This window comes from Pectobacterium colocasium, assembly GCF_020181655.1.
Classification (GTDB): Bacteria; Pseudomonadota; Gammaproteobacteria; order Enterobacterales; family Enterobacteriaceae; genus Pectobacterium; species Pectobacterium colocasium.
This window is the reverse complement of the sequence record NZ_CP084032.1, coordinates 723,540-746,770: the sequence shown is the minus strand read 5'-3', so window position 1 is coordinate 746,770 and position 23,231 is coordinate 723,540. Positions and strand designations below refer to the sequence as shown.

At 52.5% G+C, this 23,231-nt stretch carries 21 protein-coding genes and 1 tRNA gene; 4 read left to right on the top strand and 18 right to left on the bottom strand.

Translation table 11 applies throughout. The features are described from left to right. Positions 1 to 15: 15 nt before the first annotated feature. The 4 genes from deoD to deoC all read right to left on the bottom strand — a co-directional run bounded on the left by deoD (position 16) and on the right by deoC (position 4,330). The gene (gene deoD / locus LCF41_RS03385) at positions 16 to 735 is read right to left on the bottom strand and encodes a purine-nucleoside phosphorylase (protein ID WP_180742927.1); all 720 of its coding nucleotides are present in this window, start codon (positions 733 to 735) and stop codon (positions 16 to 18) included. A 45-nt stretch (positions 736 to 780) separates the two neighbouring features. Then, positions 781 to 2,004, bottom strand: coding sequence for a phosphopentomutase (deoB, locus tag LCF41_RS03380; protein ID WP_225086883.1), 1,224 nt, complete (start codon positions 2,002 to 2,004; stop codon positions 781 to 783). Positions 2,005 to 2,092: 88 nt separating this feature from the next. Beyond that, positions 2,093 to 3,421 (bottom strand): thymidine phosphorylase, encoded by a 1,329-nt coding sequence (gene deoA, locus LCF41_RS03375; protein WP_225086882.1) that lies wholly within the window; start codon positions 3,419 to 3,421, stop codon positions 2,093 to 2,095. 129 nt (positions 3,422 to 3,550) lie between these two features. Then, the gene (gene deoC, locus LCF41_RS03370; protein ID WP_225086881.1) at positions 3,551 to 4,330 is read right to left on the bottom strand and encodes a deoxyribose-phosphate aldolase; all 780 of its coding nucleotides are present in this window, start codon (positions 4,328 to 4,330) and stop codon (positions 3,551 to 3,553) included. A gap of 689 nt (positions 4,331 to 5,019) precedes the next feature. On the opposite strand from deoC, the gene LCF41_RS03365 reads away from it, so the two are divergent. Next, positions 5,020 to 5,319 (top strand): GIY-YIG nuclease family protein, encoded by a 300-nt coding sequence (locus tag LCF41_RS03365; protein WP_225086880.1) that lies wholly within the window; start codon positions 5,020 to 5,022, stop codon positions 5,317 to 5,319. Between the two features lie 11 nt (positions 5,320 to 5,330). Here LCF41_RS03365 and LCF41_RS03360 read toward each other — a convergent pair whose 3' ends face one another. Both LCF41_RS03360 and ubiT read right to left on the bottom strand, forming a co-directional pair. Further along, the gene (locus LCF41_RS03360; RefSeq protein ID WP_225086879.1) at positions 5,331 to 5,873 is read right to left on the bottom strand and encodes a GNAT family N-acetyltransferase; all 543 of its coding nucleotides are present in this window, start codon (positions 5,871 to 5,873) and stop codon (positions 5,331 to 5,333) included. Next, positions 5,867 to 6,391 (bottom strand): ubiquinone anaerobic biosynthesis accessory factor UbiT, encoded by a 525-nt coding sequence (gene ubiT / locus LCF41_RS03355; protein ID WP_225086878.1) that lies wholly within the window; start codon positions 6,389 to 6,391, stop codon positions 5,867 to 5,869. The genes LCF41_RS03360 and ubiT overlap by 7 nt, the downstream gene beginning before the upstream one ends. Before the next feature lie 374 nt (positions 6,392 to 6,765). Between ubiT and ubiU the strand changes: the two genes are divergently transcribed. The 3 genes from ubiU to LCF41_RS03340 all read left to right on the top strand — a co-directional run bounded on the left by ubiU (position 6,766) and on the right by LCF41_RS03340 (position 9,821). Further along, positions 6,766 to 7,761, top strand: a complete 996-nt coding sequence (ubiU, locus tag LCF41_RS03350) for a ubiquinone anaerobic biosynthesis protein UbiU (RefSeq protein WP_225086877.1) — start codon at positions 6,766 to 6,768, stop codon at positions 7,759 to 7,761. An 11-nt stretch (positions 7,762 to 7,772) separates the two neighbouring features. Then, a complete protein-coding gene (locus LCF41_RS03345; protein WP_225086876.1) occupies positions 7,773 to 8,651 on the top strand; it encodes a U32 family peptidase in 879 nt (292 codons plus the stop codon). 162 nt (positions 8,652 to 8,813) lie between these two features. Beyond that, positions 8,814 to 9,821, top strand: coding sequence for a luciferase-like monooxygenase (locus LCF41_RS03340; protein ID WP_225086875.1), 1,008 nt, complete (start codon positions 8,814 to 8,816; stop codon positions 9,819 to 9,821). Between the two features lie 111 nt (positions 9,822 to 9,932). Here the strand turns inward: LCF41_RS03340 and LCF41_RS03335 are convergent, their stop codons facing one another. The 12 genes from LCF41_RS03335 to LCF41_RS03280 all read right to left on the bottom strand — a co-directional run bounded on the left by LCF41_RS03335 (position 9,933) and on the right by LCF41_RS03280 (position 23,174). Then, positions 9,933 to 11,822, bottom strand: a complete 1,890-nt coding sequence (locus tag LCF41_RS03335; RefSeq protein WP_225086874.1) for a DEAD/DEAH family ATP-dependent RNA helicase — start codon at positions 11,820 to 11,822, stop codon at positions 9,933 to 9,935. After that, positions 11,815 to 11,886: a protein YrbN gene (gene yrbN, locus LCF41_RS22400; protein ID WP_225088091.1), complete on the bottom strand. Its 72-nt coding sequence runs from the start codon at positions 11,884 to 11,886 to the stop codon at positions 11,815 to 11,817. The genes LCF41_RS03335 and yrbN overlap by 8 nt, the downstream gene beginning before the upstream one ends. A 110-nt stretch (positions 11,887 to 11,996) precedes the next feature. After that, positions 11,997 to 12,881 carry a lipoprotein NlpI gene (gene nlpI / locus LCF41_RS03325; RefSeq protein WP_012773292.1) on the bottom strand — a complete coding sequence of 295 codons (885 nt, stop codon included), beginning with the start codon at positions 12,879 to 12,881 and terminating at the stop codon, positions 11,997 to 11,999. Positions 12,882 to 13,021: 140 nt separating this feature from the next. After that, a complete protein-coding gene (pnp, locus tag LCF41_RS03320; protein ID WP_225086873.1) occupies positions 13,022 to 15,142 on the bottom strand; it encodes a polyribonucleotide nucleotidyltransferase in 2,121 nt (706 codons plus the stop codon). A 249-nt stretch (positions 15,143 to 15,391) separates the two neighbouring features. After that, a complete protein-coding gene (gene rpsO, locus LCF41_RS03315; protein WP_010279698.1) occupies positions 15,392 to 15,661 on the bottom strand; it encodes a 30S ribosomal protein S15 in 270 nt (89 codons plus the stop codon). A 122-nt stretch (positions 15,662 to 15,783) separates the two neighbouring features. Beyond that, complete coding sequence (gene truB / locus LCF41_RS03310; RefSeq protein WP_225086872.1) at positions 15,784 to 16,728, bottom strand: tRNA pseudouridine(55) synthase TruB; 945 nt, start codon at positions 16,726 to 16,728, stop codon at positions 15,784 to 15,786. Next, the gene (rbfA, locus tag LCF41_RS03305) at positions 16,728 to 17,126 is read right to left on the bottom strand and encodes a 30S ribosome-binding factor RbfA (RefSeq protein WP_180742916.1); all 399 of its coding nucleotides are present in this window, start codon (positions 17,124 to 17,126) and stop codon (positions 16,728 to 16,730) included. Before rbfA ends, truB begins: the two co-directional genes overlap by 1 nt. Positions 17,127 to 17,200: 74 nt before the next feature. Next, positions 17,201 to 19,903: a translation initiation factor IF-2 gene (infB, locus tag LCF41_RS03300; protein ID WP_225086871.1), complete on the bottom strand. Its 2,703-nt coding sequence runs from the start codon at positions 19,901 to 19,903 to the stop codon at positions 17,201 to 17,203. A 25-nt stretch (positions 19,904 to 19,928) separates the two neighbouring features. Continuing rightward, a complete protein-coding gene (gene nusA, locus LCF41_RS03295) occupies positions 19,929 to 21,458 on the bottom strand; it encodes a transcription termination factor NusA (protein ID WP_225086870.1) in 1,530 nt (509 codons plus the stop codon). Positions 21,459 to 21,479: 21 nt separating this feature from the next. Next, positions 21,480 to 21,932 carry a ribosome maturation factor RimP gene (rimP, locus tag LCF41_RS03290; RefSeq protein ID WP_225088090.1) on the bottom strand — a complete coding sequence of 151 codons (453 nt, stop codon included), beginning with the start codon at positions 21,930 to 21,932 and terminating at the stop codon, positions 21,480 to 21,482. 218 nt (positions 21,933 to 22,150) lie between these two features. Further along, positions 22,151 to 22,227 (bottom strand) — tRNA-Met (locus tag LCF41_RS03285). Between the two features lie 332 nt (positions 22,228 to 22,559). Further along, on the bottom strand, positions 22,560 to 23,174 hold the full coding sequence (locus tag LCF41_RS03280) for a response regulator transcription factor (RefSeq protein ID WP_225086869.1): 615 nt from the start codon (positions 23,172 to 23,174) through the stop codon (positions 22,560 to 22,562). Positions 23,175 to 23,231 lie beyond the last annotated feature (57 nt).

The window sequence follows — 23,231 nt, the reverse complement described above, 5'->3', positions numbered from 1 at the left end:
CTAGGGAGTATGATATTACTCGTTATCGCCCAACAGAACGGATTCCAGCGCGATTTCGATCATCTCGTTGAACGTGTTTTGACGCTCTTCTGACGTGGTCTGCGCACCAGTACGAATGTGGTCAGAAACGGTGCAGATGGCCAGCGCTTTCGCACCGAACTCTGCCGCAACGCCGTAGATACCGGCCGCTTCCATTTCCACACCCAGGATGCCGTATTTTTCCATCACGTCGAACATCTGCGGGTCTGGCGTGTAGAACAAATCAGCGGAGAAGAGGTTACCTACGCGGACAGAAACCTCACGCGCTTTGGCAGCATCAACAGCATGGCGCACCATGTCGAAATCGGCAATCGCCGCGTAGTCGTGATCTTTGAAGCGCATACGGTTCACTTTGGAATCCGTGCAGGCGCCCATACCGATCACCACGTCACGCAGTTGCACATCTTCACGCACCGCGCCGCAGGAACCCACGCGAATGATCTTCTTCACGCCGAACTCGGTGATCAGCTCTTTCGCATAAATGGAGCAGGATGGGATGCCCATACCGTGGCCCATGACCGAAATTTTACGGCCCTTGTAGGTTCCGGTGAACCCTAACATGCCACGCACGTTGTTCACTTCGCGGGCATTTTCCAGAAAGGTTTCTGCGATGTACTTAGCACGCAGCGGGTCGCCCGGCATCAGTACTACGTCCGCGAAATCACCCATTTCTGCATTAATATGTGGCGTAGCCATGCGTTTATTCCTTAATTAATCAAGTTCACGTAAAAACGGTGTGTTTTACAGTATCGATTTACCGTAGTCCATAGGCGACAGGCCAAAGTAGGTCGCAACCGTCTGCCCGATATCGGCGAAGGTTTCACGGTGGCCGTATGAGCCCGGCTTCACGTTCGGGCCATAGATCAACACCGGGACGTTCTCACGGGTGTGATCGGTGCCGTGCCAGCTTGGGTCGCAGCCGTGGTCGGCCGTCAGAATCAGGATGTCGTCGCCTTTCACGCGGGACAGCATTTCAGGCAGGCGGCGGTCAAACAGCTCCAATGCGGCAGCATAGCCCGGAATATCGCGACGGTGGCCGTAGGCAGAATCGAAATCAACAAAATTGGTAAATACGATGGTGTTGTCGCCCGCGCTATCCATCTCTTTCAGCGTGGCGTCAAACAGCGCATCAATGCCGGTTGCTTTCACTTTCTTCGTGATGCCGACCTGCGCGTAGATATCCGCAATTTTACCGACCGAAACCACTTCGCCACCTTTTTCCTCCACCATCTTTTTCAGAATGGTCGGCGCTGGCGGTTCAACGGCCAGATCGTGACGATTGCCGGTTCGTTCGAAGTTGCCGGGTTTATCGCCGATAAACGGACGTGCGATCACACGCCCGATGTTGTAGCCCCCTTCGGTCAGCTCTTCGCGGGCAATTTCACACAGTTCGTACAGCTTATCCAGACCGAATGTTTCTTCATGGCAGGCAATCTGGAACACGGAATCCGCAGAGGTGTAGAAAATCGGCTTGCCGGTTTTCATGTGCTCTTCAGCAAGCTGATCCAGAATCACCGTGCCGGAAGAGTGGCAATTGCCCAGATAACCCGGCAGATTGGCACGTTCTACCAATTTATCCAGCAACGCCTGCGGAAAACTGTTCTCTTCATCTTTAAAATAGCCCCAGTCGAACAGGACAGGCACACCGGCAATTTCCCAGTGGCCCGACGGCGTATCTTTACCCGAAGAGATTTCACTGGCGTGCGCGTAAGCACCGATGATGTCCGCGTTTTCATCCAATCCTGCCGGGAACGTTCCCGTTGAGGCCTCAGCGGCTTTACCCAGTCCCAGACGGCTCAGGTTCGGCAAATGCAGCGGGCCGCTGCGCCCTTTATCCGCCGTTCCTGCCGCACACGCCTGAGCGATATGGCCCAGCGTATCCGACCCTACATCGCCAAAACGTTCTGCATCCGCACTGCTGCCGATACCAAACGAGTCAAGAACCATAATATATGCACGTTTCATTCTTTCTCTCCTGCGCAGTTCTGCGCTAACGCCCTATCTACCGACAGGGGAACATCAATTCAAAACAATCACTACCCCACTCTGGCGATCACGCTTCTGCGCTCACCCGACGATAGACCATTGGGGTCTTTTCTGGCGCAGTGTCGCCCAGTTGGATTGCGGCGCGAACCTCATTTGCCGCCTGCTGCCATTGCGCTTCCGTATTGGCATGGATCACCGCCAGCGGGCGCTGCGCATCAACGCGCTCACCCAGGCTGATCATGCTATCCAGACCGACGCTGTAATCGATCGTATCGGTAGCCTGACGGCGTCCGCCACCCAGCGAGACGACGGCCATGCCCAGCGCGCGCGTGTCCATCGCGGTCACGATGCCTTCACGCATCGCGAACACCGGCTTACTTAATGTCGCCACTGGCAGGTAGCGATCGTAGTGTTCGACAAAATCGCCAGGGCCACGCTGTGCGGCAACCATGCGGCCAAAGACGTCGGCAGCTTTGCCGTTATCCAACACGGCCTGTAAGCGTGATTGCGCGTCGTCCGCCGAGCTTGCCAGCCCGCCCGCCAACAGCATCTCGCCACAGAGCGCCATAGTAACATCATACAGGCGCGGATTGCGGCTCTCCCCCGTCAGGAAACGCACGGCTTCCCGCACTTCCAGCGCGTTGCCTGCGCTAGAGGCCAGCACCTGATTCATGTCAGTCAGCAATGCGCTGGTACGGCATCCTGCGTTGTTCGCTACGCCGACAATCGCCTGTGCCAGTTGCTCGGACAGTTCATAGGTCGGCATGAACGCCCCGGAACCCACTTTAACGTCCATCACCAGCGCATCCAGCCCTTCAGCCAGCTTCTTCGCCAGAATCGACGCGGTGATTAACGGGATGGAATCGACCGTGGCGGTAATGTCACGCGTGGCATAAAAGCGTTTATCCGCCGGTGCCAGCGAGGAGGTTTGCCCAATGATTGCGACGCCAACCTGCTGGATGATGCGGCGAAAATCGTCATCGTTCGGGAAGATATCCAGCCCAGGAATCGCTTCGAGCTTATCCAACGTGCCGCCGGTATGGCCTAAACCACGCCCGGAGATCATCGGGACGTAGCCCCCGCAGGCAGCGACCATCGGCCCCAGCATCAGCGACGTCACATCGCCCACGCCGCCGGTAGAGTGTTTGTCCACCAGAGGGCCGTTCAGGTTCAGGCTTTTCCAGTCCAGCACTGTGCCGGAATCACGCATCGCCAGCGTCAGCGCCACGCGTTCATCCATCGACATGTCATGAAAATAAATGGTCATCGCCAGAGCCGCAATCTGGCCTTCGGAGACGGTATTGTCACGAATACCGTTGATAAAGAAGCGGATTTCTTCTTCACTCAGTGCTTTTCCGTCACGCTTCTTACGAATAATTTCCTGAATCAGCAACAAAGTCTGTACTCCTGATGAATTCGGATATGGCTCCGCAGCCTGTCGCTGCGAGTGCATTTGCTGTTTTGCAAAAATGCTTTCATAAACAAAATGTTGTCACGAATAAAATCGCGCACCGTCTGTGCGTGATTAGTAACTACCTTGCGGAGTCGCGGTTCCGTGGCCGAGCGTGGTCAGCAGGCTTGCCAACAGGCTGGAGGCACCAAAGCGAAAATGCTGCGCCGTCGCCCATTCAGCCCCCATGATATCGTCCGCCAGTTGCAGATAGATGGCGGCATCTTCCGCGTTACGCACACCACCCGCCGCTTTAAAACCAACGTGATCGCCTACACCTTTATCGCGGATCGTTTTCAACATGATCGCCGCACTCTCCGGCGTCGCGTTCACGGGCACTTTACCGGTTGAGGTTTTAATGAAATCCGCACCCGCATCAATGGCAATTTCACTCGCCTGACGAATCAGCGCATCCTGTTTCAATTCGCCCGTTTCGATGATCACTTTCAACAGCACATGGGCATCCTGACACACCGTTTTGCACGCCTTCACCAGTTCAAAACCGATGTGAGCATTGCCTGCCATCAGTGCACGGTAAGGGAACACGACATCAACTTCATCAGCGCCGTAAGCGATTGCCGCCTTCGTTTCTGCAACCGCAATCTCAACATCATCATTGCCGTGCGGGAAGTTGGTTACCGTCGCAATACGAATATCCGGCGTACCTTGCTCACGCAGGATCTTTTTCGCCAAGGGGATAAAACGTGGATAGATACAGATAGCAGCCGTTTTCCCTGCCGGGCTATTCGCCTGACGGCAGAGCACCGTCACTTTTTCATCCGTATCATCTTCATTCAGCGTGGTTAAATCCATCAGCGCCAGCGCACGTTGCGCGGCCGTGGTCAGCTTGGTCATACAACACTCCAACTCGTCAGCCGGTCTAACCGGCCCTGAACATTAACTGGTGTAAACCAGCACGTTTGGCGAGCGGACTTGGTTCCTTGAAGATAGCGCTCAGGAGAAACAACCTGTAGCGGCACTAAGATCCTTCTCACCGCAATCAGCCTTCCTCTGCCCTTCATCCTGTGATGATTTCAACACCGAAAGAAACGGCTTAAAAACTTGAACCCGTCAGACATTTGAACACGCCATGACAGACTATTTTGTGCATTCATTCACACTTGATGTAAGAGAAATGCAATAGATAGTGATTATATGTGATTTTAATCACACACACTTCCCTGAATAAGGTCAGTCTGGGGAATCATGCTGACAGCGTTGTCTACAGCACATGGGCACCGACTACCTGTTGAACCAATGCGGGCACTCAGCAACTTAACGCCAGTGACAGCCAGCGCGAGCGGTATATATCGCTTCAGTGCCATACGTTTTTCCCTATCCGTAAAAGAAATAGATGTCTTTGAATAACAGCCAGTAATGTGATGCCGTGTCCATTCTTTGAAAGGCAAGTGCTTTGAAATGCACGTGGTTTGAAATACTCGTTGTTTGAAATACTCGTTATTTGAAATACGATTGGTGTGAGGTGCTATTTATGTTTAGCTGTGTCAAACCACTTTTTCAAACAATAATCTACAGAACACACCATGACTGAACACACCGAACATTCCCTCTGGTATCTGTACATACTGCGCACGGTCAGCGGAGCGCTGTATACGGGGATCACCACGGATGTCAGCCGTCGTCTGAACGAGCATCAAACGGGGAAAGGGGCAAAAGCGCTGCGGGGAAAAGGGGAATTAACGCTGGCGTTTCACTGTCTGGTGGGTGATCGCTCCAACGCACTCAAACTGGAGCATCGCATTAAGCAACTCAGTAAAAGCCAAAAAGAAAGGCTGGTACAAGACCAGCCTCAGACGCTTTGTATTTCAAACAATTTGTATTGATACGCTATCAACTAGAGAAAGCGGTTAAACGGTTCGGCGTATTCAACCAGCCCGCTCGCGCTTTCAAAGCCGCTTTCGCTCTCAGAGTGCCCTTCGACGACAACATGGTTGTCCGCCAGTGGGTAGACCTGAAAAGCGGACTCACTGTCTGGCCAGCGACAATGCAACTGGTGCTCTGTCGCCGGAACGAAGCCAAAGCGAGAGTAGTACGCTGGCTCGCCCAGCACGACGACGGCGGTGTAGCTAAATTCATTCAGCGCATCCAACCCTTCGTAAACCAGCTTCTCTCCCACGCCCTGTCGGCGCAGGCTCTCTTCTACCGCCAGCGGCGCAAGCGCCACCCACTGTCGATCCTCACCGTCGATCAGCACCGGGCTGAATGCCGCGTAGCCCACTACGCCGCCTTCATCGTCGGTTGCCACGACGCCGAGCGTCAATAAACCATCTTCACGCAGTTGATGAACCAGATCCGCTTCCGCTCCCGTTGGAAAAGCACGGCGCAATAAGCTGTCGATCCCTGCGGCATCGACGGGGATTTCGACCCGAACTAACATGATACTGGCGCGTGATTCGTCGTTTGCACTACGCCCTCCTGTAAACCGGCTTCCACAAAATTAGCCAGTTGCAGCAGGCCAATACGCAGCGGCGCGGGCATGGCTTCCAGCTCAATGGCATCCATCAGGTTCTTCACATACAAACCTAACTCAGTATCACCCTCAATGCGCAGACGACGCTGGAAAAACAGCGTGTCGGGATCTTCTTTACGCGCGGCGATCAAAATCAGATCGTTCGCGTCTGCACTGAAGCTGACATCGGGCGTCTCGTCGTGGCTCACCGCCAGACGACCATCGCGCAGCGTCATAAACCATTGCAGGCCAACATCACGCACCTCAATCTTCAGCCAACGGCTTTCGAGAAATGCCAGATCGCCCTCTTCCAGCGCCTGACGGAACTGCCAGCCCAACATCTGTTCCAAAACCTGACGCTGTAGCGCAAAGGGAGTGAACTTGAGTGGCTTACCTAATAAGCTCGGTCCCTGACGCACAATCTGCGCTCGTAGTTTTTCCAACACTGGCGTACTCCTCTTAAAGCAGTCTGACTGTTCAGATAATCTGCAAGCATTTTGCCACATCCACCGCAAGCGGAAGAGGTCTATGTCAATAATTTAGTCGGTTATCCGATTATGCCCAACAGATTTTGTCCTGGCGCGACGATTAGCACCATAAACTGCCTTAAATCAAAGTCCTTACCGGATGGGTTAATTAAGATTCCCAATCGTTAACAACATTCATCGACTGATAAAAATCGTCGAGGCGGTTCTCAATATCGCCTGCGGCGGCGCGCAGCATGGCAGGCAGAGTGCCCGACATCCACTGCGAGTCAGTCTGAACATCATTGATCGTACTGAGCCCCTGCGGCCCTGAAGGGATTAATGAAGGATTGTGTATGGAACTGCTTTGCCCCGCCGGTAACCTGCCGGCACTGAAAGCTGCCATCGATAATGGCGCAGATGCGGTCTATATCGGCCTGAAGGACGACACCAACGCACGTCATTTTGCCGGGCTGAATTTTACCGATAAGAAACTACAGGAAGCGCGTGAATACGTGCATCGCCACCGGCGTAAGCTGCATATCGCCATCAATACATTTGCTCACCCGGACGGCTATCAGCGCTGGCAGCGCGCCGTGGACATGGCGGCACAAATCGGCGCCGACGTGCTGATCCTTGCCGATCTCGCGATGCTGGAATATGCCGCCGAACGCTATCCCCACATCGAACGCCACGTGTCAGTACAGGCGTCGGCGACAAACACCGAAGCGATCCGTTTCTATCATCGTCATTTTGATGTCTCACGCATTGTGCTGCCGCGCGTGCTGTCCATCCATCAGGTGAAGCAAATCGCCCGCACCAGTCCGGTGCCGCTCGAAGTGTTCGCCTTCGGTAGCCTGTGCATCATGGCGGAAGGCCGCTGCTATCTCTCTTCTTATCTGACCGGTGAATCACCGAATACCGTAGGTGCCTGCTCACCCGCGCGATTTGTACGCTGGCAGCAGACGGAAAACGGCATGGAGTCGCGCCTGAACAATATTCTGATCGACCGCTATCAGGACGATGAGAACGCCGGTTATCCCACTCTGTGCAAAGGCCGCTATTTAGTCGATGGGCAGCGCTATCACGCGCTGGAAGAACCCACCAGCCTGAACACGCTGGAACTGCTGCCTGAGTTGATGGCCGCCAATATTGCCTCCGTGAAGATAGAGGGTCGCCAGCGTAGCCCGGCCTACGTCAGCCAGATTACGCAGGTGTGGCGACAGGCTATCGATCGCTGCCGTGCCAATCCTGAAGCATTTGTACCAACTCAAGCATGGATGGATGCGTTAGGTGCGGTGGCTGAAGGTACGCAGACCACACTCGGCGCTTATCACCGTAAATGGCAGTAGCGGGAGAACACATGAAATACGCATTAGGGAATATCCTCTACTATTGGCCGAAAGAGGACGTCGAGACATTTTATCAGGCCGCAGTGAACAGCAGCGCCGATATCATTTATCTCGGCGAGACGGTGTGTAGCAAGCGCCGCCTGATGAAGGTCGCGGACTGGTTCAGCGTGGCCCGTGAGGTCGCAAACAGCGGCAAACAGGTGGTGATCTCGACGCTCGCGCTGTTACAGGCTCCGTCTGAACTCACGGAACTGAAGCGCTATGTGGAAAACGGCGAATTTTTGCTGGAAGCGAACGATCTGGGTGCGGTCAACATCGCCGCTGAACGCCGTCTGCCGTTTGTCGCCGGACACGCGCTCAATTGCTACAACGCTTACACCCTGCGAGTCCTGCATAAACAAGGCATGGTGCGCTGGTGCATGCCGGTCGAACTCTCTCGTGACTGGCTACAAAACCTGTTGAACCAGTGTGACGAACTTGGCTTTCGCCATCAGTTTGAAGTGGAAGTGCTCAGCTACGGCCATTTGCCGCTGGCCTATTCCGCCCGCTGCTTCACCGCGCGTTCAGAAGATAGACCAAAAGACGAATGTGAAACCTGCTGCCTTAACTACCCGCAGGGCCGAAAAATGCTGTCGCAGGAGAACCAACAGGTCTTTGTCCTGAATGGCATCCAGACGCAAAGCGGCTATTGCTACAACCTCGGCAACGAACTGACATCAATGCAGGATCTGGTCGATATTGTCCGGCTGTCGCCGAACGATATCAGCACGCTGGCGATGCTGGATAAATTCCGCGCCAATGAACAAGGGACGGCACCGCTAGCCCTGGAAAATCAGGCTGATTGCAACGGTTACTGGCGCCGCGTCGCCGGCCTTGAACTCGTTCAATAACTCACTTCCTATCAGGGCGGCCAGCCGCCCTTTTCTCAAACGCACCTTTGAACTACGTATAAGTGCCAGATTGCCGCATACTGCTCTGACTTTCATCATTGACTGACGGCATTAGCATCCACCGAATGGGTGGAGTCAGTGAACAACAAAGTGAGCCATATTATGTCCACATCTTCGCAATCTACTGTGTTTTCCGTCCTCGATCTTGCGCCTATTCCGCAAGGTGCGACAGCACGTGACGCCTTCCATCGCTCGCTGGATCTGGCACAACATACAGAAAAATGGGGCTATCACCGCTATTGGCTGGCGGAACACCACAGCATGACGGGTATCGCCAGCGCAGCAACATCCGTGCTGCTCGGCTACCTTGCCTCGGGAACGGCGCGCATTCGTCTCGGTTCTGGCGGCGTAATGCTGCCAAACCACTCACCGCTCGTCATCGCCGAGCAATTTGGTACGCTGGAGTCGTTGTATCCCGGCCGTATCGATTTGGGATTAGGCCGAGCGCCCGGCACCGACCAGCGCACCATGATGGCGCTGCGCCGTCACCTGAATGCCGATATTGAAGATTTCCCACGCGACGTGCAGGAATTGCAACGCTACTTCGCCGATACACAGCCGGGCCAGCCAGTACAAGCCGTTCCGGGACAAGGTTTACACGTGCCGATCTGGCTATTGGGTTCCAGCCTGTACAGCGCGCAGTTGGCCGCAAGACTGGGATTACCTTTTGCCTTCGCCGCCCATTTCGCGCCCGATATGTTGCTGGAAGCGTTCCGGCTCTATCGCGAGCACTTTATTCCTTCAGCCACCCACGCCAAACCTTACGCAATGGTATGCGTCAATGTAGTTGCGGCAGAGAGCGATCGGGATGCGCGTTTCCTATTTACCTCGATGCAGCAGCAGTTCATCAACCTGCGCCGCGGCACACCGGGCCCGCTGCCCGCTCCAGTAGAAAACATCGACACAGTCGGATCACCTGCCGAACAGTTTGGTGCGGATCAAGCATTACGGCTGTCGATCGTTGGCGATCGCGCCAAGGTACGTCATGGATTGCAGAGTCTTTTGCGAGAAACGCGGGCGGATGAAGTGATGATCAATGGTCAAATATTTGACCATCAGGCACGCCTGCAATCATTTGAGATCGCGATGGATGTCCGGCAAACGCTGTAACACACATTGATGGATTGGCTTTAGCCAAAAAAAACGACCCTGAAACGGGTCGTTTTGCATTGAAGCTGCTGTTATTACAACAGCCTGTATTGAAACAAGCTGAAGTGAAGCTTACGCGTCAGCAGGACGACGGCGTGGAGCGCGTGAAGCACCGTCACGGTTATCACGGTTGAAAGAACGCTCGCGACGCTCACCACCGTTACCTTCACGACGTTCACCACCGCCGAAAGAGCGACGTGGCGCTGCGCCATCACGGCGTTCGCCACCAGGACGGCCACCGCCACGACGTTCGTGCGGCTGAGCATCACCCAGCAACTGCATGTTCATCGGTTTGTTCAGAATACGCGTGCGAGTAAAGTGCGATAACAGGTCGCCCGGCATACCTTTCGGCAGTTCGATCGTCGAGTGAGACGCGAACAGCTTGATGTTACCGATGTAGCGGCTGCTGATATCACCTTCGTTGGCAATTGCGCCAACAATGTGACGAACTTCAACGCCGTCATCACGACCCACTTCGATACGATACAGTTCCATCTCACCAGCATCACGACGCTCACGACGCTGCGGGCGATCGCCGTCACGAGGTTCACGGGAATCGCGAGGCTCACGACGACGATCGCCACGTGAATCACTGCGAGACTCATCACGATCGCGGAATTCGCGACGAGGACGGAATACCGGATCGGGTGGCAGAATCAGAGGACGTTCGCCCTGCGCCATTTTCAGCAACGCGGCAGCCAGCGTTTCAACATCCAACTCTTCCTGCGGTTGCAGTTTCGTCAGCAGCGCACGGTACATATCCAGATCGCTGCTTTCCAGCTGTTGCTGTACTTTAGCGGCAAACTTGGCCAGACGGCGTTGACCCAGCAATTCTGCATTTGGCAATTCCACTTCAGGAATGGTCAGCTTCATTGTGCGCTCAACGTTGCGCAACAGGCGACGTTCACGGTTTTCAACAAACAGCAGAGCACGGCCAGCACGACCCGCACGGCCAGTACGGCCAATACGGTGAACGTAAGACTCGGCATCCATCGGGATATCGTAGTTGACTACCAGGCTGATACGTTCAACGTCCAGACCACGCGCCGCAACGTCGGTCGCGATCAGGATATCAAGACGACCATCTTTCAGGCGCTCCAGCGTTTGCTCACGCAGCGCCTGGTTCATGTCACCATTCAGCGCAGCGCTGTTGTAACCGCTACGCTCCAGGGCTTCAGCTACTTCCAGCGTCGCATTCTTGGTACGAACGAAAATAATCGCCGCATCAAAATCTTCCGCTTCCAGGAAACGCACCAGCGCTTCATTTTTACGCATACCGTGCACCGTCCAGTAGCTCTGGCTGATGTCTGGGCGCGTAGTAATGCTGGATTGAATCCGAACTTCTTGCGGATCTTTCATGAAACGGCGCGTAATGCGGCGAATCGCTTCCGGCATGGTCGCAGAGAACAGCGCAGTCTGATGTTGAGCAGGGATCTGAGCCATGATGTTTTCAACATCTTCGATGAAGCCCATACGCAGCATTTCATCAGCTTCGTCCAGCACCAGACCACTCAGGTTGGACAGATCCAGCGTACCGCGTTTCAGGTGATCCAGCAGACGGCCCGGCGTACCCACAACGATCTGTGCTCCGCCACGCAGCGCGCGCAGTTGCACGTCATAGCGTTGACCGCCGTACAGTGCGACGACATTCACGCCATGCATATGTTTGGAGAAGTCATTGCAGGCCTCTGCTACCTGCACCGCCAGCTCACGGGTCGGTGCCAGCACCAAAATCTGTGGTGCTTTAAGTTCAGGTTTCAGGTTGTTCAGTAATGGCAGAGAGAACGCTGCAGTTTTACCGCTACCGGTCTGTGCCATACCCAGCACATCGCGACCGTTCAGCAGGTGAGGAATACATTCCGCCTGAATCGGAGACGGTTTTTCATAGCCCAAGTCAGTCAGGGCGTTAAGGATAGAGGTGTTCAGCCCCAAATCGGCAAAAGAAGTTACTAAATCAGTCATGTACACGTGCCTCATTACACATGGCGGCCAGTCTACATAACTCGTCGTGAAAATTTTCAGTCATTTTCATTGAAAAGTGTGAACCGGCTCAAATTGGATTAAAAAGCGAACAAAAAAGCCCTCACCCGTGAAGGTGATAACCGAAGTTTTTCAGGCTGATTACGTGTTCGTCAGCTATTGCTGGTCCGATCCTGATAGGTCGTCTTGCTCTTGGCCTAATAGCGCCAATTCCAACAATGCATAGCGGTGCTCAACAAAGTTATGGACGTTGTTGGCAACCGTCAGCTTGAACAGCGCCAAGGCGGTGTTCTTGTCCCCCAGACTTAGGTAGTGCTTACCTAAATAGAAGTCAGTTTCACTGAGATGCTCAGCGAGCGAAGTGTTATCCGTAGCTTCTTCCTGTAAACGCTGCATCAGTGTTTTTTCACTGATACCACCTAGGTAGAATTCGACAATATTCCATCCCCAAGGCCCTTTCTTGGCGTCGTCATAGCGTTTCTTCAACGCAACTTTGGCCGTCTCTGGATTGATTTCTCGCTCCACAAGATACAGCCACAACGAACGGAAAGGATCATTCGGATCGTCTCGATAAAACGCCAGCAGATCATCCTGCGCTAACAGGTAGCGACCGCCGTAATACAAAGCGATGCCCCGGTTTAAACGCGCGTAATTGTAAGTTGGATCAAGCTCTAGTACAGAATCAAACGCTTCATAGGCAGCATCAAAATTGCCAGCCTGCGTTAAATAGATACCCAAATAGTTAAAAACTTCTGGAATATCAGGGCGGATCGTCAGCGCTTGTGAAAAATCATTCCGCGCCAATGCCCGTAACCCGAGACTATCATACAGCACTCCGCGCTCATATAATAGCTGTGCTCGCTCATCATCGGTTAATGCCCGGCTTGCAAGGATTTGTTCCATGCGTGCCAGAATCACTTCTTGCTGTAAAGTAGGCTGTAACGGAATCGCCAATACTGCGTCTTTACGCCAATCCGTGTTGCTGCATCCTGCCAGCATGAGTGCTGTTGCAACATAACACCAGCGCAAGAAAGGCTTCATTTCCCACTCCCGAAGACAAACATTGGATGAACATCCTGTCCCGGACCGCTCAACGCAAGGACATCCATACCCTTACGATACACGTGGCACCTTGCCATGATAATTAGACAAGGTGCCATAAGACCGTTTTCTAACAGTCGTTATTCCTCAGAAGACGGGGCTGCCGCTTCCTGAGTTTGCGCCGTTGCTTCTTTGATGCTTAAGCGCACGCGGCCCTGACGATCAACTTCCAGAACCTTGACCGGCACTTCCTGACCCATTTGCAGGTAGTCAGTCACTTTCTCTACGCGCTTGTCGGCGATCTGAGAAATATGCACCAGGCCTTCTTTGCCGCCACCGATAGCGACGAAAGCACCAAAGTCAACGATGCGGGTAACTTTACCCTGATACACGCGGCCAACTTCGATTTCAGCGGTGATCTCTTCAATACGACGAATCGCGTGTTTCGCTTTTTCACCGTCGGTTGAAGCAATCTTCACAGTACCATCGTCTTCGATTTCAATGGTGGTGCCGGTTTCTTCCGTCAGCGCACGAATCACAGAACCACCTTTACCGATGACATCTTTGATCTTATCGGTGCTGATCTTGATCGTGTGAATACGTGGTGCAAATTCAGAGATATCGCCACGTGGCGTGCTGATCGCCTGTTCCATCACGCCCAGAATGTGCAAACGCGCACCTTTGGCCTGATTCAACGCAACCTGCATGATCTCACGGGTAATCCCTTCGATCTTGATATCCATCTGCAGCGCGGTGATACCTTCACGGCTACCAGCAACTTTGAAGTCCATATCACCCAGGTGGTCTTCGTCACCCAGAATGTCGGACAGAACAACAAAGTTGTCGCCTTCTTTCACCAGCCCCATCGCGATACCCGCAACGGCTGATTTAATCGGCACGCCCGCATCCATCAGTGCCAGAGAAGCACCGCAGACAGACGCCATGGAGGAAGAACCGTTGGATTCCGTGATTTCAGACACCACACGTACGGTGTACGGGAACTCGCTCGCCTTCGGCATAACGGCCAATACGCCACGCTTAGCCAGACGACCGTGACCGATTTCACGACGCTTCGGTGAACCCACCATACCGGTTTCACCAACAGAGTACGGAGGGAAGTTGTAGTGCAGCAGGAAGCGATCGGTACGCTCACCCGTCAGCTCGTCGATGGTCTGCGCATCACGCTCAGTACCCAGCGTAGCCGTTACCAACGCCTGCGTTTCACCACGGGTGAACAGCGCAGAACCGTGGGTACGAGGCAGTACGCCAGTACGCACATCCAGGCCACGAATCATGTCTTTTTCACGGCCATCGATACGCGGTTCGCCAGCCAGTACGCGGCTACGCACAACGTTTTTCTCGACGTTGCCCAGGATTTCCTGGATTTCACCCGCGTTCAGCGTGTCATCTTCTGCCAGCAGAGCAGCTTCAACGTCAGCTTTGATGACGTCAACTTGTGCATAACGCTCTTGTTTTTCAGTGATGCGGTAAGCGTCACCCAAACGTGCTTCAGACAGAGCCTGTACGCGCTGCTCTAAAGAAACATTCACTTCTGGCGCATGCCATTCCCACTTCGGTTTGCCCGCTTCGGCAACCAGAGCGTTGATGTTTTCAATCACAACTTGTTGTTGATCGTGACCAAATACCACTGCGCCCAGCATCTGATCTTCACTCAGCAGATCGGCTTCGGATTCCACCATCAGAACCGCGCCTTCTGTACCTGCAACCACCAGATCCAGACGACTCTCTTTCAGCTCATCCGTCGTTGGGTTCAGGACATACTGGTCGTTCAGGTAGCCAACGCGCGCCGCACCGATAGGGCCGCTGAACGGGATACCGGACAGGCTCAGCGCCGCAGAGGCACCAATCATGGCAACGATGTCAGGGTTAACCTGTGGGTTAACGGAAACTACGGTTGCAATCACCTGAACTTCATTCAGGAAACCTTCTGGGAACAGAGGGCGGATTGGACGGTCGATCAGGCGAGAAATCAGCGTTTCGCCTTCGCTTGGACGGCCTTCACGGCGGAAAAAACCACCTGGGAAACGTCCAGCAGCGTAGGTACGCTCCTGATAGTTAACCGTTAATGGGAAGAAACTTTGGCCGGGTTTGGCGTTTTTCGCGCCGACCACAGTAACGAATACCGCGGTGTCATCCATGCTTACCATCACAGCGGCGGTAGCCTGGCGTGCCATCATACCGGTTTCTAACGTAACGGTATGCTGACCATATTGAAACTTACGAACGATCGGATTCAGCAAAATAATATCCTTAGCTGGGGCGCGCTACACGTATTCAAGATAAACGCGCCAGTGAACTCCCGACCTTTACACTACATCCTCACGACTAATGACAACCCTTATCTTGCTCATGCAGATAAAGCCTCTCATTAGCCGCGCGAACCTCTGTAATGAAAGATCCTATTAACAACAATACACTACTCTGTTTTGCTAACGCTTCCTAGAAGAAAGGGGCCAAAAGAGGCCCCTTCCTACTGAAACTCAGAAGACTTAGCGACGCAGACCCAGACGTTCGATCAGGCTGGTGTAACGTGCTACATCTTTACGCTTCAGGTAGTCCAGCAGCTTACGACGCTGAGAAACCATACGCAGCAGACCACGACGGCTGTGGTGATCTTTTTTGTGCTCAGAAAAGTGGCCTTGCAGATGGTTGATCTGCGCAGTCAGCAAAGCAACCTGAACTTCAGTAGAACCACTATCGTTAGTGCCACGACCGAAGTCTGCTACGATTTTAGCTTTAGCTTCAACACTTAGAGACATTGTAATACTCCAAACATTATAGATAAAAAAACAGGCGCCGATCTCTAATTCAGCCACCCAATAGTCAAGCCGCGCTATTCTACCCTCAGCGTTCCGCGATAGCAAGGCAGCAACAGGCGGGTTTACACCAGAAACTCAACAACCAGACGCCGTGGCGCAACGCGGCCATCACCGTCAATTTCACCCATACCGATAAACTTGTGCGCGTCGCCTTCGGTGATTCTCACCATACCGTTCAGCGGCGCATTCGCGGCCTGAACAGGCTGTCCCAGCTTCAAATAACCAGCGACAACGGGTGTCAAATTCACTTCAGGAAAATCAATGACCGGGCTTTCCATCGGCATAAGCAGAGGATCGAGACTCAGTGAAGGCGAGAGTTCTTGCGCCTGAGCCTGCTCGACCAATGCGGCTAACTGCTCCAGCGTCACCATTCTTTCGATAGGATAGGTGGCAACCTGCAAACGCCGCAGGTAAATCACATGTGCGCCACAGCCCAGCTTTTCGCCCAAATCGTCAATAATGGTGCGGATGTACGTCCCTTTCGAACAATGGATCTCCAGTTCCAGCTCATCGCCTTCCCAGCGGATGAACTGCAGTTCGTACACGGTGATGTCACGCGCTTCGCGCGGAACCGTCAGCCCCTGGCGAGCATACTCATACAGCTTACGCCCCTGATACTTCAGCGCAGAGTACATGGATGGCACTTGCTGCGTGGTACCGCGAAAGCCTTCCAGCGCCTGCTCCAGTTCCGTTGCAGAAAAACCAATCGCACGTTCTTCAATCACGTTACCGTCGGCATCGGAGGTGTCGGTTCGTTGCCCAAGGCGAGCAATAACGCGGTAGCGCTTATCTGAATCCAGCAGGTATTGGGAAAATTTCGTCGCTTCCCCAAGGCAAATCGGCAACATACCGGTGGCTAGTGGATCCAACGCCCCCGTATGACCCGCTCTGTTGGCGTTAAAAATCCGTTTTACCTTCTGTAAAACATCATTAGACGACACGCCTTGCGGCTTATCTACGAGCAATACGCCGTGTATATCACGGCCGCGACGACGAGGACGACTCATTAATCCTCCTGATCTTCGCCCGTCACAGAACGACGTTCCGTATCGTTTCTGACCACATTGGTCACCAGATTGGACATTCTCATCCCTTCAACCAACGAATTGTCGTAGGAGAAGGTCAGGGCCGGAACAACACGCAGACGCATTGCCTTGCCAACCAGGGTACGAATAAAGCCAGACGCATCCTGAAGTGCTTTTATTGCCGTTTTAACTTGTTCTGGCTCGTTATCATTCAGGAAGGTCACAAAAACTTTGGCATACGCCAGATCGCGAGAAACTTCCACACCGGATACGGTCGCCATACCGATACGCGGATCTTTCACTTCACGCTGAATGATAATGGCGATTTCTTTTTGCATTTCCTGCGCAACGCGCTGGGTGCGGCTGAATTCTTTTGCCATGATAAATTCTCCAGTAAAAATCGGGGGGCACTAGGCCCCCCTTACGAATCACTTACGTCGTCGCTGAAAACGGATTACGCGATCGTACGTTTGATCTCAATCGTTTCAAAGACTTCGATCATATCGCCAGGGCGAACGTCGTTGTAGTTCTTCACGCCGATACCACATTCCATACCGTTACGAACTTCGTTAACGTCATCTTTGAAGCGGCGCAGAGATTCCAGCTCGCCTTCGTAGATCACCACGTTGTCACGCAGTACGCGGATCTTGTTGTGACGCTTAACGATACCTTCCGTCACCATACAACCAGCGATAGCGCCAAATTTCGGTGATTTAAAGACATCACGGACTTCGGCCAGACCGATAATCTCTTGCTTGTACTCCGGCGCCAACATACCGCTCATCGCCTGTTTAACTTCATCAAGCAAGTCGTAAATGACGGAATAATAACGCAGATCCAGGCTTTCTGATTCCACGATGCGGCGTGCTGATGCATCTGCACGAACGTTAAAGCCAAGGATAATCGCATTCGAAGCGGCTGCCAGCGTGGCGTCCGTTTCTGTGATACCGCCCACACCGGAACCCACGATCTTCACTTTCACTTCATCAGTAGACAGTTTCTGCAGTGAATCGGAAATCGCTTCACAAGAACCCTGAACGTCAGATTTAAGCACGATGTTCAGTTCAGAAACTTCACCTTCCGTCATGTTGGCAAACATGTTTTCCAGTTTAGATTTCTGCTGACGAGCCAGTTTAACTTCACGGAATTTACCCTGACGATACAAGGCCACTTCACGCGCTTTCTTCTCGTCACGAACAACCGTCGCCTCATCACCTGCGGCAGGCACACCGGACAGACCAAGAATTTCGACAGGAATAGAAGGACCCGCAGATGTAATTTCGCGACCTAATTCATCACGCATCGCACGAACACGGCCATATTCGAAACCGCACAGAACGATGTCGCCTTTATTCAGCGTACCTTCGCGAACCAGTACGGTTGCAACCGGGCCACGACCTTTATCCAGGAAGGATTCGATCACTACACCGTTTGCCATGCCGCTACGGACGGCTTTCAGTTCCAAAACTTCGGCCTGCAACAGAATCGCATCCAGCAGTTCGTCGATGCCCGTACCGGCTTTAGCAGATACGTGGACAAACTGAGATTCGCCGCCCCACTCTTCCGGCATAACGCCGTACTGAGACAGTTCGGTTTTCACACGATCGGGATCGGCTTCAGGTTTATCGATTTTGTTGACTGCAACCACAACCGGAACCTGAGCGGCTTTCGCGTGCTGGATAGCTTCGATGGTCTGAGGCATTACGCCGTCATCCGCCGCCACAACCAGTACCACGATATCCGTTGCCTGAGCACCACGAGCACGCATTGCGGTAAACGCGGCGTGTCCCGGTGTATCCAGGAACGTAATCATGCCATTGTCAGTTTCAACGTGGTAAGCACCGATGTGCTGGGTAATCCCACCCGCTTCACCCGCTGCGACCTTGGTTGAACGAATATAGTCAAGCAGAGAGGTTTTACCGTGGTCAACGTGACCCATGATGGTGACGACAGGGGCACGCGCTTCTGCTGCAACCCCCGTATCACGGTCGCTCATTACCGCTTCTTCCAGCTCGTTCTCACGACGCAGGATGACTTTATGACCCATCTCTTCCGCAACAAGTTGCGCGGTTTCCTGGTCGATAACCTGGTTGATCGTTGCCATTGCGCCCAGTTTCATCATCACTTTGATGACCTGAGAGCCTTTAACGGCCATTTTGTTAGCCAGTTCAGCAACAGTAACCGTTTCACCAATCACAACATCACGGTTAACCGCCTGCACAGGCTTATTGAAGCTCTGTTGCAGTGAGCTTGGCTTACGCTTGCCTTTACCGCCACGGGTAACAGCACGCGCTTCTTCGCGGTCAGCTTTGGACTCAGACTGGCGATTGCCTTTCTTCTGTTTGGTCACTTTGCCAGCGCGGCTGCGGCTGCGGCGTTCGCCTTCAACCTGACGGTCATTCTCATCTTCCGCTTCACGGGCATGATGAGACGTCGTCACATGATAATCGGCAGACTCTTCAGGTTTAGCGCTTTCCGCTTCCCAACGTCCGGCATTCTCTTCGGCCATACGACGGGCTTCTTCAGCAATGCGACGGGCTTCTTCTTCAACTTTCAGACGTGCCGCTTCTTCCGCTTTACGCTTAAGTTCGGCAGCTTCCGCTTCGCGCTTCGCTTTCTCGGCCTGAGCCGGCTTGGTCATATTTTCGTTTTGTTGGTTCGTCACTTTTTCTTTTTCCGCTACATCACGCTTAGCTTTTTCAGCGGCTTCACGTTTGGCTTGCTCGTCGGCAGCACGTTTCGCTTTCTCAGCAGCTTCGCGCAGTTCGGCCTCGCGTTTAGCTTGCTCTTCAGCGGCACGTTGTGCCTGTTCTTCCGCTTCACGCCGTGCCTGCTCTTCCTCTTCCGCCTGTTGGGCATCAATCGGATCGCGTTTTACATAAGTGCGTGTCTTGCGGACTTCGATCTGCACCGACTTACTTTTACCGCCAGTGCTAGGGACATTTAGCGTGCTGCGCGTTTTACGTTGCAGCGTCAGTTTACCCTGCGCAGCATTACCGCGATCGCGGTTCAGGTGCGCCAATAATGTTTCTTTTTCATGCTGGGTCACAGCGTCCGATGCAGACTTGGTCATTCCCGCATCAGCAAACTGCTGTATCAGGCGGTCAACCGGAGTTTGAATCTCTGCGGCCAGCGATTTTACGGTTACATCTGTCATGCTGTTCCTTTCCTGCTACAGTTCGTTATTCGTTGTCGTCGCCAAACCAACAGATATTACGTGCGGCCATAATCAATTCGCCCGCTTGCTCATCATTGAGTTCTTCAATATCTGTCAGGTCGTCAACGCCCTGTTCAGCAAGATCTTCCAGCGTACAAACACCGATCGCAGCAAGTTTGAACGCCAACTCACGCGACAGCCCAGGCAAGCTAAGCAAGTCTTCAGCAGGTTGACCGTCACCCAGGCTTTCTTCATGCGCCAGTGCCAGCGTGGTTAATGCGGCTTTCGCACGCTCACGCAATGCTTCAACGGTTTCTTCATCAAGGCCTTCGATAGCCAGCAATTCCTTGATTGGCACGTAGGCCAGTTCTTCAAGTGAGGAGAAACCTTCTTCAACCAGCACGGTGGCAAACTCGTCATCAATATCAAGATGCTTGGTAAAGACGTCGATTGCGGCATGTGCTTCAGCCTGATGCTTGGCTTGAAGATCTTCCACTGTCATCACGTTCAGTTCCCAACGGTCGTCTGAACGATGCTGTTTCAGCAGTTGGGAAGCCAAACGTACGTTTTGCCCGTTACGACCAATCGCCTGAGCCAGGTTGCTCGACTCAACGGCGATATCCATCGTGCAGGTATCTTCATCAACCACGATCGAGACAACATCGGCAGGCGCCATAGCATTGATCACAAACTGTGCAGGGTTGTCATCCCACAGAATGATGTCAATACGCTCGCCGCCCAGTTCACTGGAAACCGCCTGCACGCGCGCACCACGCATACCCACACACGCGCCGACAGGATCGATACGCTTGTCATTCGTCTTCACTGCAATTTTCGCACGTGAACCCGGATCGCGGGCCGCGGCCTTAATCTCGATGACTTCTTCACCGATTTCTGGCACTTCAATGCGGAAGAGTTCAACCAGCATTTCCGGACGGGAACGGCTGACAAACAGTTGAGCACCGCGAGCTTCAGGACGAACAGAATACAGTACGCCACGAATACGGTCGCCAGGGCGGAAATTTTCACGAGGCAGCATATCTTCACGGCCGATTACCGCTTCTGCGCTGGTGTTAGAGCCATCGATTGGTCTGACTTCAAGCGAAATATTATCACGGTTCACCTTCTTCACGACACCGGTGATAATCTCGCCTTCTTGCTCACGGAACTGATCAACAACCATCGCACGTTCGGCTTCACGAACTTTCTGTACGATAACCTGTTTTGCCGTTTGCGTCGTAATACGGTCAAAGGTTACAGATTCGATTTGATCTTCAACATAACCGCCAATATCAAGAGAAGGATCTTCAAACTGCGCAGCTTCAAGCGTAATCTCGCGCGTTGGTTGAGTGACTTCATTCACGACTAACCAGCGACGGAAGGTATCAAAATCGCCCGTTTTGCGATCGATACTCACGCGGACATCAATTTCCTGCTCGTATTTTTTCTTGGTCGCTGTCGCCAGTGCGGTTTCCAGCGCTTCAAAAATCTTCTCGCGCGGGACGGCTTTCTCATTGGAAACTGCTTCAACAACAGCCAGAATCTCTTTGTTCATCCTAGTTGCCTCATCCAAACTTTAAAAGTGGGGTACAAGATTCGCTTTCTGGATGTTGCTCAGCGCGAATACTTCATCTTTGCCTTCCACTGTTATGGTGATCATTTCGCCGTCAACAGCTTTGATTACACCCAACCATTTACGGCGATTCTGGACTGCCATACGCAGTACCACTGTCACCTCTTCACCGATGAAACGCAGATAATGTTCTACCGTGAACAAGGGACGCTCAAGCCCTGGAGACGAAACCTCCAGGTTATAGGCGACAGTGATTGGATCTTCGACGTCCAATACCGCACTGACCTGGTGGCTGACATCAGCACAATCATCAACAGTGATGCCATCTTCACTATCAATATAGATACGCAGTGTCGATTGGCGACTGCGGATGAACTCAATCCCAACTAATTCGTAGCCTAATGCGGCAACGGGTGCTGAAATCATCTCTGTTAATTTTTGCTCTAATGTGGACAAGCCCACCCCCAAGACATAAAAAAAGGGCCTAATAGCCCAGTTGTTTGTTGCCAAATAACAAAAAACCCCGAAAAATCGGGGCTTTATGCAACTGGACCCTAATGCCGCAAACCAACGCGGCATAACTTTCGGTGAAGGATTTTTTCAAAAATCACTGCAAAAAGAGATAGAAATTGAGTGAAGAACGTATTTGAAAAAACACTTTACTGGAAGTTAAGTGGTTGCGGGGGCCGGATTTGAACCGACGACCTTCGGGTTATGAGCCCGACGAGCTACCAAGCTGCTCCACCCCGCGTCCGAAAACGTGGCAAATACTACGCTGACAACTCCAGAAATGCAAGTCATCCATAGGATTGGTTCGAAGGCGACTCTTATACGCGCAATGCGCCCCTTTGTCAAGACGCACCGGCCACCAGAAAGCAGCAACCGCGGCGATAGTGGCCACACTTTTACAAACCGCTCTTGCATCGTCACGCTAGACATAACGCAGAACCGCTGTTGAAGAAAGGCACGGATGCCAAGAGTAGATAATATAGTGGGGATTCCCTGATGCTTAAAACAAGCAATAGCTAAATAATGTACTGGGATAAAATCTGTTTTTATTCTTCGAACTTATCTTTTGCTAACTTATCTTCGCTCTTCTTCTAATAGTACGATCGCAGCCTGTGTTCTGTTACGCACATTAAGTCGCCTGAAAATTGACTCCAAATGCGACTTCACCGTTCCTGCACTGATGTTTAATGTCCGGCTAATCTGTTTATTAGAAGCGCCTGATGCAATCAGTTGCAGAACCTCATGCTGCCTTTCACTCAGTTTGCCTTTTACGCTGTTATCGACACTCCATCCTTCATAGATCACGCCATCATCAGGTAAACAGACCATACCCATCGATACGGTTTTTAATGCCTGAGCAATAGAATCAACGGGCGATGTTTTAAGAACGACCCCCATAACATGGTGTTTCAGATAGTTATTCAAAATATGTCTTTCAATAGAATCAACCATAATAATCACACTAACACCAATATATTTCTCATGCAGCGTTTCCAGGAAAAAACTGTATTCTCCATTTTCTTTATTACAATTTAGCAAAATAAAAGCGTTTTTCATCCCCTCAAGGCAAGGCCATACATCGTCAATTTCCTTTACGCCAACAATATTGACATTGTGCATAAAATCATTCAGCCCAACAGATAAGCCCTGAATGAAAACAGGGGATTTGTCAATAATAACAACATTCACTGTGCAATCTCCATTTACCTTTATTTTAAAATGCCATATTTGAAAATGCCCTCTAAG